The sequence below is a fragment of the Streptomyces sp. EDA2-14 genome, assembly GCF_054963755.1.
Window position 1 is genome coordinate 59,236 of record NZ_JBUEGE010000014.1, and the last position, 13,110, is coordinate 72,345.

Consider the following 13,110-nt stretch of genomic DNA (forward strand, 5'->3'; position numbering starts at 1 on the left):
GAGTTCCCATGAACCAACGTATGAAGCACTCCTCGCTCGCACTGTCCGCCGTCACGATGTGCGGCGCCGCGCTGCTCACGGGCTGCGGCGGCGACGGCTCCTCGTCGGTCGGCTCGGACGGCAAGACGACCGTCTCGGTGGGGGTGAGCAGCAATGTCTTCGACCTGTCGATACGCCTGGCGGAGGAGAAGGGCTACTTCGACCGGCAGAACATCAAGATCAAATATGTGACGCTGACCGCCGCCACCGGCACCTCGGCCCTCCAGTCGGGCTCGGTGCAGTTCCTCAACTCCAGCCCGACGAGCTACATCGCGGGCCTTTCCAAAGGGCTGCCCGAGCTGTCCGTCGCCCACAACGGCGGCGGCAACCCGCTCGGCATCGTCGTCAGCACCACGTTCGCGAAGGAGCACGGACTGACCGCCAAGACGCCCGCGGCCAAGGTGGCCAAGGCCCTGGCCGACTCGACGGCCGGCGCGAGCTCCGCCAACACCAAGGCGGAGGCGGGCATCTTCCTCAAGGCCCACGGCGTCGACCCCGGCAAGCTGAAGTGGGTGTCGCTGCCGAGCCCGGCCGCAGACAAGGCCGCGCTCGCCAAGGGCGAGGTCGACTGGTTCATCACCTCCGAACCCATCCCGCTCCAGGTCCAGCACGAGGGCGACGGCGTCGTGGTGGCCGACCCGACCAAGGTGCCCGAGTGGTCGTACGAGCAGGCCGGCTACGGGCAGGCCGTGGTGGTCAAGAAGAGCTACGCGAAGACCGACGCGAAGACCGTGAAGGGCTTCGCCACCGCCGTCCAGCAGGCGACCGCGTACCTCGACTCGCACCCCTCCGACGACAAGAGCGTCCTGGCCGCCTCCCGCAAGACCCTGCCGGGTGTGCCCGACGACGTGCTGAGCGCGGCCGTCGAACAGGTCGAGTGGCCCAAGAGCGCCAAGCAGGACGAGGCCGGATGGCAGAAGACCGTCGCCTTCGTGAAGGACGGCATCGGCGCGGTGCCCGACGCGAAGGTCACATCCGACAACTGGACCAACACCTACCTGCCGTGAAACGGCCGACCCCAAGCGGAACGGAGCAGACCATGGCAACCGTCACCCAGAACGCCGTGACCGAGCCCGACACCCCGAGCCCGGTCAGGACCGCCAAGAAGCGGCGCACCGGCGGGCAGAAGAGCCCCACCGTCATCGCGCTGCGCGTGCTGGTGATCGTGGTCGCCCTCGTCCTGTGGCAGGTGATGAGCGGGCCCATAGTCCCCGAGTACGCGGTGAGCAAACCCACGGAGGTGTACGACGCGCTCGTCGACATGCTCGGCTCGGCGACCGGGTGGACCGACATCCGGGTGACCGCCGTCGAGGTACTCGCCGGATTCGGCCTCGGCGTCGCCCTGGGCACCGTGATGGGCCTCGTCCTCGGCTCGTTCCCGCTCCTCGGACGCGTCCTCGAACCGCTCGTCGCGGCCCTCAACGGCATCCCGAAGATCGCGCTCGCCCCGCTCTTCCTGCTGTTCTTCGGCATCGGCCCCTGGTCGAAGATCACCATCGCGATGACCGGTGTCGCCTTCGTGGTCTTCTACAACGTGTACCTGGGCCTGCGGCTGCGCGAACGCGAACTCGTCGAGGTCGTCCAGGTGATGGGCGGACGCAGGCACCACGTCCTGGGCTACGTCACCATCCCCACGCTCGCGGCCCCGTTCTTCGCCGCGCTCAAGACCGGCGGCCCGCTCGCCATCCTCGGTGTCATCGGCGGCGAGTTCATCGCCTCCTCCGAGGGAGTCGGCCACGAGCTGTTCACCGCGGCCCAGAACCTCGACGCGGCAGCCGAGTTCGCCGGCCTCATCGTCCTGGTCGCCCTGACCCTCGCCCTGAACGGAGTGCTGACCGCGCTCGACACGTACGCCCTGAAGCGCCTCGGCCTTGCCCCGCGCCGCCGTCCGAACGCGAAGGGCTGAGCGCTTCACCGGGGCCGTCGGGCCCGCTCACCACGACTTCTTGAAAGGCCTTCCCACGATGAAAGAGCCGCCGCACGTCCCACCGCACACGCGCAGAAGCGTCCTCGCCGCCGTCGCGGCCTCGGCCGCGGGCGCGCTGCCCCTTGTCTCCGCCACGTCCGCGTCCGCCGCCACCGGGGAGCAGCCGGACGACCTGCTCTACGTCGGCACCTGGGGCGGGAATCAGGTGCACGCCATCCGCTTCGATCCCCGCCGGGGCACCATGACACCGCTCGGCACGGTGGCCGAGGTCAGCTCCAACTGGGTCGCCGTGCATCCGAAGCATCCGGTGCTCTACGTCGCCGGTGGCGAGCAGGGCGGAATCATCCGTACCTTCCGCATCGACGGCGTCTCCGGTGCCCTTCGCCGGACCGGCGAGCTGCAGACCGAGGCGGTGCCCGGCGGCAGCGGTGGGCTGTCCTACATAGGCCCCGACGCGGACGCGGAGACGCTGCTGGTCGCCGACTTCGCCGCCGGGTCCGCGTCGACCGTGCCGATCCACCGCGACGGCCGCCTCGGCGCGGTGGCCTCCACCGTCCAGGACACCGGTTGGGGGCCCAACCCGCGCCAGGCCGGCCCACACGCGCACCACGTGGTCGTCGACCCGAGCCGCAGGTTCGCACTCGTCGCCGACTTCGGCGCGGACCGTGTGTTCGTGCACCACTACGACCCGGCCACCCGCACCCTCTCCGACCGCTCGCCCGGCCACTACGCGACCGCACCGGGATCCGGGCCGCGACGCCTCGCCTTCCACCCCGACGGCCGGACGGTCTACCTGCTGCACGAACTGACCGCGGACATCGAGGTACTGGCGTGGGAGCCGCGTACGGGCACGCTCACGCCCCGCCGACGCCTCACGACGAACGCCCCCGGCCACACCGGCGCCACCAGCGCCGCCGAACTGGCCCTCGGCCGCGACGGCCGCCACGTCTACGTCTCCAACCGGGGCGACAACGCGCTGGTCGTGTTCGCGGTCGACCGCGGGACCGGTCTGCTCACCGAGGCGCAGCGCCTGCCCTGCGCGGGCACCACCCCGTGGAGCTTCACCCTGCACCCCGGGGGCCGGTGGCTGTTCGTCGCGAACAAGGCGAGCGGCACCGTCGACCTCTTCGCCGTGGACCGCGCCTCCGGACGCCTCACCGACACCGGTACGTCCGTGGCCGTCCCCGCCGCCGACTGCGTCGGCGTCCACCGTCAACGAAAGGACAACGGACCGCGATGACTCCTGACACCCCGCGCAGAGACATGAAGCGCCGAGCCTTCCTCGCGGCCGGAGCGGCCGTCACCGGTGCCGCGTTCCTGCCCGCCCCCTTCGCCGTGGCGGCCGCCGCAGACGGCAAGAAGGGCGTGATGCTGATGAACCGCATCGGCCCGTCCGGCGCCACGCTGTACATCTGCGACGCCGACGGTTCCAACGAACGCAAACTGCTTCAGGACGGGGCCTTCGACCACCACGCGGCCTTCTCGGCCGACGGCCGGTCCGTGTTCTTCACGTCGGAGCGGACGGGCGACGGACACTCCTGCCTGTACCGGGCGAAGGCCGACGGCTCCGGAGTGCAGCGTCTGGTGGCCGACGCGGCCATGAACGACTGGGCCGTTCCGTCGCCCGACGGCAAGAAGGTGGCGTACGTGTCCACCAGCGGGGACCACAAGACGCACATCTGGGTGCTCGACCTCGCCACGAACCGACGCACCAACCTGACGGGCACCGCGGCCCTCGCCGGCAACCCCGCGAGCCCCGACGGCCACTTCCGGCCCTCCTGGTCGCCCGACGGCCAGTGGATCGCCTTCTCCAGCGACCGCAACACGACGTGGCGCGGGCACGGCAACGGCACAGGCTGGGAGCACACCCAGGAGCTGAGCGTCTACGCGATCCGTCCCGACGGCACCGGCTTCCGCCAGGTCGCGACGCGCGACGGCTACTGCCTGGGCTCGCCGAAGTGGTCCCCGGACGGCGGCAGAATCGTCTTCTACGAGATCACGGTCGAGGGAACCTGGGGAGCGCACAGGCCGGAGGCCATCGGCACCGTCGAATCCCAGATCGTCTCGGTGGACGTCACGACCGGCGCCCGTGTCGAGCACACCTCGGGACCCCACCTGAAGGTCGCGCCCCAGTACGTGTCCGCGACGGAGATCGGCTACCTCGTCAAGGGCGGATCCGACGAGGGACTCGCCTACGTCTCGGACACCCGGCAGCCCGTGAAGCGGGCGCTGCGCTCACCGGTCTGGTCGCCGGACGGGAAGTCGGTGATGTACGAGAAGCTCGACTACACGACGCGCCCGCTCGACACCCCGCTGCACAGCTGGGACCCCGACTGGGACTACCGCCACTGCGACGTGTTCCCCGCCCTGTCCAGGGACGGGCGCCTCGCCCTCACCAACAAGCAGCTCGGCAACTCCTCGATCGTCACCATGCGCCCCGACGGATCCGGCCAACAGGTCGTGTTCGACACCGCCACCTCGGGCCTCGACCAGACGCAGGTCCAGCACGGCCTGGCGGGCGCGTTCCGGCCCACGTGGTCGCCCGACGGAAAGTGGATCGCGTTCGGCCTGGGCGGCTGGTTCCAGACCCGCGCCACGAGCAACGCCCAACTCGTCCGCGTGCCCAGCGACGGCTCCTCGCACCAGATGCTCACCGACGGGTCGACCAACGCCGGCTTCCCCAGCTACTCCGCGGACGGCAACCGGATCGTGTACCGCGTGTGGGGCGAGGAGATGGGCCTGCGCGTCCTCGACCTCAGGACGGGCGCGACGATCGTCCTCACCACCGAGTCCGACAACCTGCCCGACTGGTCCCCGGACGGCAGGCTCATCCTCTTCACCCGCAAGACGAGCGCCACCAACTTCGACGTGTGCACCGTCCGACCGGACGGCAGCGGACTGAAGACCCTCACGAGCAGCGGCGCCAACGACGGCCACGCGGTCTGGAACCACGACGGCCGCATCCTCTACAACAGCGGCATGTACGGCTTCCGCGAAGAAGCGGCCCTGTACGACGACACGTTCCAGCCCTACGGCCAGATCTTCAGCATGAACGCGGACGGCACTGACAAGAGACTCCTGACCGACAGCCAGTGGGAGGACTCGATGCCCCTCTACCTCACCAAGGAGGTCCTGTCCGGCTGAAGCGCCGGGTGCCAGGTTTCGGCAAGGTCATCGCGGCGCATGCCTTTCGACGAGCGCGGAAAGGGGGCGGCGGCCGGTGTGAGGGCCGGGCCGTGCCGACGGCACAACCGTGGAGGGCGGTCGTATGACGGACGCTGTTGCCCGGCGGATCGGTGGCGCGGGGGCGGGGGCGACGCTCGAACGGCTCGGCCTCGGCACCGGTCGTCTGGCCGCCGCCCACGCGGTCATGGGCGAGGCCGAGGCGGTCGCGCTGGCCCGCGCCCACTGGTCCCTCGACGTCGTCGCCGCGACCCGCCTCGCCACCGAGAAGGACGACACCTTCCGGCTCGACACCGCGGCGGGCGGCACGTACGTCGTCAAGGTCTCCCATCCGGACGAGGCCGACGCCGAAGTCGACTTCGAGACCGAGTTGATGCGGCACGTGCACGCGTCGGCGTATGCCGTCCCGGTCCCGGAACTGCTGCGGTCGACGGACGGCCGGACGCTCGTTCCCCTGCGCGACGAGGCGGGTCAGCACCGGCTGGCCCGCCTCATGACGTTCGCCCCGGGGACGCCGCTCGACACCACGGGCTCCTCACCGGCCGAGCGGGAGCGGCTGGGGGAGACCCTGGCCGAACTGCGGCACGCCACCGCCGACTTCCGGCATCCGGCGGACGACCGGCCGTGCGCCTGGGACGTCCAGCACCTCCCCGCGCTGCGGCCGCTGCTCGACGACGTCACCGACACCGCACAGCACGACGCCCTGGCCGCCGGGCTGGCCCGCTGCATGGACGTCGTCGCGCCCCGACTCCCGTACCTGCGCGCCCAAGTGCTGCACAACGACTTCAGCACCTCCAACCTCCTCGTCGACCACGACGACCCCGCATTCGTCACCGGCGTCATCGACTTCGGCGACGCCGTGCACACCGCGATCGCCGTGGACGTCTCGACCGCGCTGCTCAACCAACTGCCGCGCGACGCCGCGACGCGCGAGGTGCCCGACCTGTTCGCCGAGGCCCGCGACGTCCTGCGCGGATACCTGCGGTACGCCGATCTCACCGAGACGGAACTCGCGCTGATCCCCCACCTCGTCCTGGGACGGGTGGTCGCCCGCGCCCTGATCACCCGGCACCGCGCCGCACTGATCCCCGGCAACACCGCCTACATCCTGCGCAACACCCGTCCGGGCTGGGGCCAGTTGGCCTGGTTCCTCGACCGCACGCCCGACGAGATCTCCGCGACCTTCCTCTGACCGCCCCGACAAGCCGCCGCACTCCGCACACCACCAAGGACGTGAATGAGCACCCCTGACAGCAAGACGCGCGGGAAGATGAACAACGCCTTCGACCCGAGCACGGCCGAGGGCCTTTCACCGGCCTCCCGCGCACTGGTCGCCCGCCGGGAGAAGTTGCTGGGACCCGCCTACCGCCTCTTCTACCAGCAGCCCCTGCACATCGTGCGAGGCGAGGGCTGCCGGCTCTGGGACGACGAGGGGCACGAGTACCTCGACGCCTACAACAACGTGGTCTCGGTCGGCCACGCCCATCCGCACGTCGTCGAGGCCGTGCACCGGCAGATGCAGACCCTGTGCACCCACACCCGCTACCTCCAGGAAGGCGTCCTCGACTACGCCGAGGACCTGCTCTCCACGCTGACCGGGCCGGTCGCCGACGGCCACGCCATGTTCACCTGCACCGGCTCCGAGGCCAACGACCTCGCGCTGCGCATCGCCAGGTACCGCACCGGCCACGAAGGCGTCATCGTCACCTCGGAGGCGTACCACGGCAACTCCGACCAGATAGCCGGAATCTCACCGGCGCTCGGCGAGAACGCCGCGCTCGGCACTTGGGTGCGCCGGATACCCACCCCCGACTCCTACCGCGTCCCGGCCGCGGGCATGGCCGAGTGGTTCGCCGACCACGTACGCGCCCAGATCCGTGACCTGGAACGCCACGGGCAGGGCGTGGCCGCGTTCGTCGTCGACTCCCTGTTCAGCTCCGACGGGCTGTACGCGCAGCCCACGGATCTGCTCGGCCCGGCCGTGAAGGCGGTGCAGGAGGCGGGCGGACTGTTCGTCGCCGACGAGGTGCAGTGCGGCTTCGGCCGCTCGGGGGAGCGGATGTGGGGCTACCAACGACACGACGTGCGCCCCGACATCGTCACGATGGGCAAGCCCATGGGCAACGGCTATCCGGTCGCGGGCATCGCCGTCACCCACGACGCCGTCGCCGCGTTCGGCCACGACATGCGGTACTTCAACACCTTCGGCGGCAACTCGGTCGCCATCGCCGCCGCGCAGGCCACCTTCGACGTCATCCGCGGCGAGCACCTCATGGACCATGCGCACACCGTCGGCGCGGACCTTCGCGCCGGCCTCGCCGACCTGGCAGAGCGGCACCCGGCCATCGGCGACGTCCGCGGAGCGGGCCTGTACGTGGGGGTGGAGCTCGTCGGCGACCGGGAGACCAAGTCCCCCGACGCGCGGCTGGCGACCGCGGTCGTCAACGGCCTGCGCGAGCGCCGTGTCCTGATCTCGGCCACCGGCGCCGACGGCAACGTCCTCAAGATCCGTCCGCCGCTGGTCTTCGGCAGCGAAGACGCCGACCGGCTGCTGACCGCGCTCGACGCGACGCTCACGGACTGCACTCGGCCTCAGCGTCACTGACGCGTCTGTCGCGTGTGCTCCTCGCCCGGTTCCAACGCCGGTGCGCTGACTCCGAGATGGGACCGGCACTGCGGCCGCGGTGCGTCCTCGAGGCGCGGACGCACCGCCCGTGGCCGGATGAACAGGGCCGCCGTGGCGCTGCCCAGCGCGAACAGCAGGGCGCTGCCCAGCGCGGCCCGGTGGAACGACGTGTTCACCGCGGCGGGCCGGGTATAGGCGTCGCCCGACAGGCCGACGGCGAGCGGCAGCGCCGCGACCACCAGCAGCTGCGCGACCCGCGCCGCCGTGTTGTTGACGCCGCTGGCCAGACCCGCGTGCTCCGGCTCCACCGACGCGAGGACCGTCGTCGTCAGCGGGGCCACGAACAGGCTCATGCCGAGGCCCAGGACGGCCACGGCGGGCAGCACATCGGCCGCGTACGAGGAGCCGGGCCCGATCCGCAGCATCAGCAGCACCCCGGCCGCCGCGACGACGGGCCCCACGACCAGCGGCAGCGTCGGCCCCACCCGGCGCGCCAGATCGCCGGCCCGCGCCGAGAGCAGCAGCATCAGCGCCGTCACCGGCAGCGTCGCCACGCCCGCCTCCAGCGCGTCGTAGCCGAGGGCGACCTGCAACTGGACCGGCAGGATGAACAGGATGCCGCCGATCCCCGCGTAGAGGCACAGCGTCATCCCGTTCGCGGCGCTGAAGAGACGCGAGCGGAACAGGGACGGCGGCAGCATCGGCGCGGCCCGCCGCCGCTCCACGGCCACGAAGGCGATTCCGGCGAGCACTCCGACGAGCGCGGCGAGCCCTGCCGCCACGCCCGACGCATCGCCCGAGGACCCGATCAGCGCATAGCTCACCCCCGCCAGGCAGACCGCGGCGAGCACCGCGCCGACCTGGTCGAACGGGGTGTCCGCGGCCGCCGCGTCCCGGCTCTCGGGCACATGCCGTACGGCGATGAGCAGCACCACGGCGGCGATCGGCACGTTGATCAGGAAGATCCAGCGCCAGCCGGGCCCGTCGATCAGCCACCCGCCCAGAAACGGCCCGAGCGCCCCCGCCACACCGGTCAGACCCGACCAGGCACCCACCGCCCTGGCCTGGTCGTCGGGGTGGAACACCGACCGCACCAGCGCCAGCGACCCCGGCGTCAGCAGCGCCCCGCCGACCCCCTGGAGCGCCCGCGCAGCGATCAGCGTGCCTTCGTCCGGCGCAAGCCCGCAGGCCGCGGAGGCGACCGCGAACCACGCGACACCCAGCACGAGCGCCCGCCGCCGCCCGATCCGGTCGCCCATCGCGCCGCCCCACAGGAGCAGCGCGGACAACGTCAGCATGTACGCGTTGACGACCCATTGCAGGGCCGACAGGGACGCCCCGAGGTCGCGCCCCATCGTCGGCAGCGCGACGTTCACCACCGTCCCGTCGAGCATCGCCATACCCGACGCCAGCACCACGCACGCGAGGATCCACCGCCCGCGCGCCGAGGAGAGCCGGACGCCGGGGACGGCGTCGGGGGTCGGTCCGGCCGTCGCTGCCATCGGGCACATTCTTGCCGAGCCCCCGCGACTGCGCGACTGTCCGCGGCGGCCGGGCGTCGCGACTGCCCGGGCGCGGGGGCGTACCCGCTGTTAGCTTGGTACCGAAATTCGCCTTATTTCCAGATATGGCGGCTGTGTCCGCCGGGACCCCGGGAACCCCGGAGCCCGGGAACAGGAGCGTGACGGAACCCATGGCCAGGACCCGCCGACTGATCCTGAGCCCGCCCTCGGAGGTCTGGGCGCTGCTCTGCGACGGATACCGCTACGGGGAGTGGGTCACGGGCACCCGGCAGGTGCTCGACGTCGACCCCGCCTGGCCGGCCGTGGGCACCGCCCTGAAAGTGCGGGTCGGCTTCGGCCCGCTGACCCTCGACGACACCAGCACCGTCAGGATCTGCGAGCCGGAGCACCGCCTCGAACTGGAGGCGAAGGCCGACCCGTTCGGTGCGGCCCGCATCGCGATGAACCTCGTACCGTGGGCCGAACACACCCTTTTCGTCCTCGACTGGCACCCGCTGAGAGGCCCCGGCACCCGGATGCACGGCCTTCCGGTCGACTACCTCGTCGCGGTCCGCAACGGAATGATGCTGACGAAGCTGGCGCGCATCGCGGTGACCGAACACCGGGGCACGACGCGCGCCGTGCACTGACGCGGCGACCGCTCAGTGCTGCTGCGGCTTCTGCGGGGTCGCCTCGCTGGGCCGCACCACCACGAACCCCTCGCCCTCCAGCATGAGTTGCACCGCCTCGCCGGACCCGCCGCGGATCATCGACCCCAGCGACTGCGAACGATGCAGCGAGGTGCGCAGATGGGCGCTCCACCCGACGACGGCGTCCGTGTCCACGTACACCGGCTGCTGCGGCGCGACGGGGAACACCAGCGGATTGCCCTCGCAGACGAGGCCGAGCCGCCCCTGCCCGGTGAACACACTGTTGAACAGCCCGCCGCCGCTGATCCCGGCGCCCTTCACGGTCTTGATCTCGTACGACAGCGTGGCGTCGAAGCACAGCACGTTGCGGCCGTTGACGGTGAACACGTCGCCGGGCTCGATGTCCACGACGAACACGTTCTGCGCCTCCTGCGCGAACCAGGCCTCCCCCTGCCCGTGCACCTTCATCACGGGAAGCCCCTCGCCGGTGACGGCACGCTTCAGCATGCCGCCGACGCCCTGCCCCTTCCGCTCGAACTCCAGATTCCCCCGGTAGGCGACCATCGCCCCCTGCCGAGCCAGCATCTCGCCGTTGACCACATACCGGATCGACTTGGCGTTCTGCACGGTCATGCCCGGCGCGGTGGCGGGCTGCACCATGTACTCATTCGCGAAAAGATCACCCTTCATGCGGGCATCGTGACCCGGAGGGAATCATTCCTTCAAGGGCAAGGAGGCCGGGCACCCGGGGGCTGCCGGTGCGCGTGTGGCAGGGGCGGTGTAGAGAGGAGGCATGTCCCAAGGTCACGACGTGCTCGGCCCGCCGGTGCGAACGGGCCGGGCCCTGGTCGCCATCCCGGTCGCGTGGATCGTCGTCGTGTCCGTCGTGGATGTGCTCGCGCCGCCCCATGTCCACCTGGGTCCGCTGCTCGTCGCGGCCCCGGCGATCACCCCGCTGTTCGGCGGGCCCCGCACGGTGGGGCTGGTGGCCGCACTGGCGGTGATCGCACAGACGACCATAGGCATCCTGCGTGATCCGGACGAGCTGCTCTCGGCCAACCACGAGGCGCAGATCGTCGCGCTGCTGGTGGTCGGAATCAGCCTCGTCGTCTTCTGCGTACTGCGCGAGCGCCGCGCGAAAGAACTGTCGCAGGTACGGTACGTGTCCGAAACCGCCCAGCGGGTGGTGCTGCCACCGCTGCCCCGGCGGCTCGGCCCGCTGCGCGCCGCGTCCTTCTACCTCGCCGCGGAGGCCGAGGCCCGGATCGGCGGCGACCTGTACGCGGCGGTGCGCACCACCAACGGCACCCGGCTGATCGTCGGCGACGTACGCGGCAAGGGCATGACCGCGGTCGGCGACGCCGCGCTGCTGCTGGGAGCGTTCCGCGGGGCGGCCCACCGCCAGGCCGGCCTGGGGGAGCTGGTGGCCTACCTGGAGCGGAGCGTGTGCTGGGGCCTGATGGAGCCGGGGGAGGCGGGCCGCTACGCGGAAACGTTCATCACCGCCACCGTCCTCGACATCCCCGACCAGGACGGCCCGGTCCACATGGTCTCCTGCGGACACCCGCCGCCGGTCGTCCTCCGCAACGGCCGACCCCTGACCATGGAGGCGAAACATCCCGCCCCGCCGCTGGGTCTCGGGGAACTCACGGAGCCGAGCCGCCACGTCGAGACCTTCGACTTCGAGCCGGGAGACCTCCTCCTGGTGTACACGGACGGTGTCACCGAGGCCCGCGACGCCACGGGCGCCTTCTATCCGCTCGCCGAGCGCATCACCGGCTGGACCGGATACGACTCCGATGCCTTCCTCGACCGCTTCAGGGGCGATCTGCTGCGCCACGTCGGAGGCCGGCTGAACGACGACGCCGTCATGATCGCGATCGAGCGCCCCGCCGAGTCCCTGACCTGATCATCCCCGCCGCTTGACCGCCTTCAGGATCACGAACTTCGGGTTGCCGGCGACCAGTTCGCTGTTGCCGAAGAGGCGGCGCAGCGTGACGTGGTAGCCGAGGTGGCGGTTGCCCACCACCCAGAGTTCGCCGCCGGGGCGCAGGGCCGTGCGGGCCTGGCGGAACATGCGGTGGGCCGTGGCGTCCGTGGTGGCCTGGTGGGTGTGGAACGGCGGGTTGTTGAGGATCAGGTCCACGGAGCCGGGAGGTGTGTCGGCGAGGCCGTCGCCGACGCGGAACTCGGCCTTTCCGGGGCGCCCGCCCGCGTTCCGGGCGTACGTCGCCTCGGCCGATGCCACCGCCTGGTGCGACTCGTCCGTGAAGAGGACGTCCGCGTCCGGGTGGGTCAGGGCCGCGCTCGTACCCACCACGCCGTTGCCGCAGCCCAGGTCCACGATCGTGCGCGCGGCCGTGTCCCGCGGGAGGTGCTGCAAGAGGAAACGGGTGCCGATGTCCAGGTGCTCCGCGCAGAACACGCCCGCGTGATTGACGACCGTGCCGGTCGACAACGGGCCGATGTCGGAAGGGAGTTCGTAGCTGTGCGGCCACGGGTTCGGGTCCGGGTCCGGGTCCAGCGAGGGGGCCGGCTCGGTGAAGATCAGGCGGGCCTTCTTCTCCGCCAGCGACGTACGCGTCGGTCCGAGGATCCGCTCGAACAGGTTCAGCGTCGAGGTGTGGATCTCCTTCACCATGCCGGTGCCGACCACCACCGTGTTCTCGTGCACGGCCGGACGCAGGCGGTGCAGCTGGTCCTCCAGGAGCGCGAGGCTCTTCGGGACGCGGACCAGGAGGACGTCGATGCGCTTCGGCGGGGCGTCCTGCGTGGTGCGGAGGTGTGCGCCCGCGCGCTCGTTCCGGCCCAGGTTCGTATGCGTCGCCTGCTGGCCGAGGTACGAGTCCGAGATCAGCGTCGGCGTGCAGCCGGGGACCCCCGTGAGCGTGGTGGCGAGCGCGCCCCAGCGGTCGCCCACCACCGTGACCGCGCCGGTCAGGTCCGTGCCGGTCTCGGCGAGGTGCCGCAGCAGGTACGTGTCCGCGGCGTCCCACGCGCGCAGCTGGTCGCGGGGGTCCTGAGGGAAGCGGGTGAGGTCGACGTCTCCCCAGGGGGTGGTCAGTCGGGTGGCCGGGGCGGGCTGATCGGTGCGGTTCATCGTCCAGCAAGGCTAGCCGAGGCGCAGCTCACGGGCGTGCGGCCGGGCCCCGTACCGCTGAGTGGGGCCCGGTCCGCACGCCC

Annotated in this window: 11 protein-coding genes; 8 read left to right on the top strand and 3 right to left on the bottom strand. The window is 71.3% G+C overall.

What is annotated here, in order from left to right:
• Nucleotides 1-8 precede the first annotated feature (8 nt).
• The 6 genes from ACY34M_RS28230 to ACY34M_RS28255 all read left to right on the top strand — a co-directional run bounded on the left by ACY34M_RS28230 (nucleotide 9) and on the right by ACY34M_RS28255 (nucleotide 7,754).
• Nucleotides 9-1,046: an ABC transporter substrate-binding protein gene (locus tag ACY34M_RS28230; RefSeq protein ID WP_462721126.1), complete on the top strand. Its 1,038-nt coding sequence runs from the start codon at nucleotides 9-11 to the stop codon at nucleotides 1,044-1,046.
• Nucleotides 1,047-1,078: 32 nt separating this feature from the next.
• Nucleotides 1,079-1,945: an ABC transporter permease gene (locus ACY34M_RS28235; protein ID WP_462721127.1), complete on the top strand. Its 867-nt coding sequence runs from the start codon at nucleotides 1,079-1,081 to the stop codon at nucleotides 1,943-1,945.
• Nucleotides 1,946-2,003: 58 nt separating this feature from the next.
• Nucleotides 2,004-3,206, top strand: a complete 1,203-nt coding sequence (locus ACY34M_RS28240; RefSeq protein WP_462721128.1) for a lactonase family protein — start codon at nucleotides 2,004-2,006, stop codon at nucleotides 3,204-3,206.
• A complete protein-coding gene (locus ACY34M_RS28245; RefSeq protein ID WP_462721129.1) occupies nucleotides 3,203-5,110 on the top strand; it encodes a hypothetical protein in 1,908 nt (635 codons plus the stop codon). Before ACY34M_RS28240 ends, ACY34M_RS28245 begins: the two co-directional genes overlap by 4 nt.
• A 124-nt stretch (nucleotides 5,111-5,234) precedes the next feature.
• Nucleotides 5,235-6,341 (top strand): phosphotransferase, encoded by a 1,107-nt coding sequence (locus tag ACY34M_RS28250; RefSeq protein ID WP_462721130.1) that lies wholly within the window; start codon nucleotides 5,235-5,237, stop codon nucleotides 6,339-6,341.
• 45 nt (nucleotides 6,342-6,386) lie between these two features.
• On the top strand, nucleotides 6,387-7,754 hold the full coding sequence (locus ACY34M_RS28255) for an aspartate aminotransferase family protein (RefSeq protein WP_462721131.1): 1,368 nt from the start codon (nucleotides 6,387-6,389) through the stop codon (nucleotides 7,752-7,754).
• On the opposite strand, the gene ACY34M_RS28260 is transcribed toward ACY34M_RS28255, so the two are convergent.
• Entirely contained in the window at nucleotides 7,748-9,277 is a 1,530-nt protein-coding gene (locus tag ACY34M_RS28260) for an MFS transporter (RefSeq protein WP_462721132.1), read from the bottom strand. The genes ACY34M_RS28255 and ACY34M_RS28260 overlap by 7 nt on opposite strands.
• A 191-nt stretch (nucleotides 9,278-9,468) precedes the next feature.
• Here ACY34M_RS28260 and ACY34M_RS28265 point away from each other — a divergent pair, with 191 nt between their 5' ends.
• Complete coding sequence (locus ACY34M_RS28265; RefSeq protein ID WP_462721279.1) at nucleotides 9,469-9,927, top strand: SRPBCC family protein; 459 nt, start codon at nucleotides 9,469-9,471, stop codon at nucleotides 9,925-9,927.
• A gap of 12 nt (nucleotides 9,928-9,939) precedes the next feature.
• Here the strand turns inward: ACY34M_RS28265 and ACY34M_RS28270 are convergent, their stop codons facing one another.
• Nucleotides 9,940-10,617 (bottom strand): AIM24 family protein, encoded by a 678-nt coding sequence (locus tag ACY34M_RS28270; RefSeq protein ID WP_462721133.1) that lies wholly within the window; start codon nucleotides 10,615-10,617, stop codon nucleotides 9,940-9,942.
• A 103-nt stretch (nucleotides 10,618-10,720) separates the two neighbouring features.
• Between ACY34M_RS28270 and ACY34M_RS28275 the strand changes: the two genes are divergently transcribed.
• Entirely contained in the window at nucleotides 10,721-11,836 is a 1,116-nt protein-coding gene (locus ACY34M_RS28275; protein WP_462721134.1) for a PP2C family protein-serine/threonine phosphatase, read from the top strand.
• On the opposite strand, the gene ACY34M_RS28280 is transcribed toward ACY34M_RS28275, so the two are convergent.
• Complete coding sequence (locus ACY34M_RS28280) at nucleotides 11,837-12,991, bottom strand: methyltransferase (protein ID WP_462721280.1); 1,155 nt, start codon at nucleotides 12,989-12,991, stop codon at nucleotides 11,837-11,839.
• Between the last annotated feature and the right edge of the window lie 119 nt (nucleotides 12,992-13,110).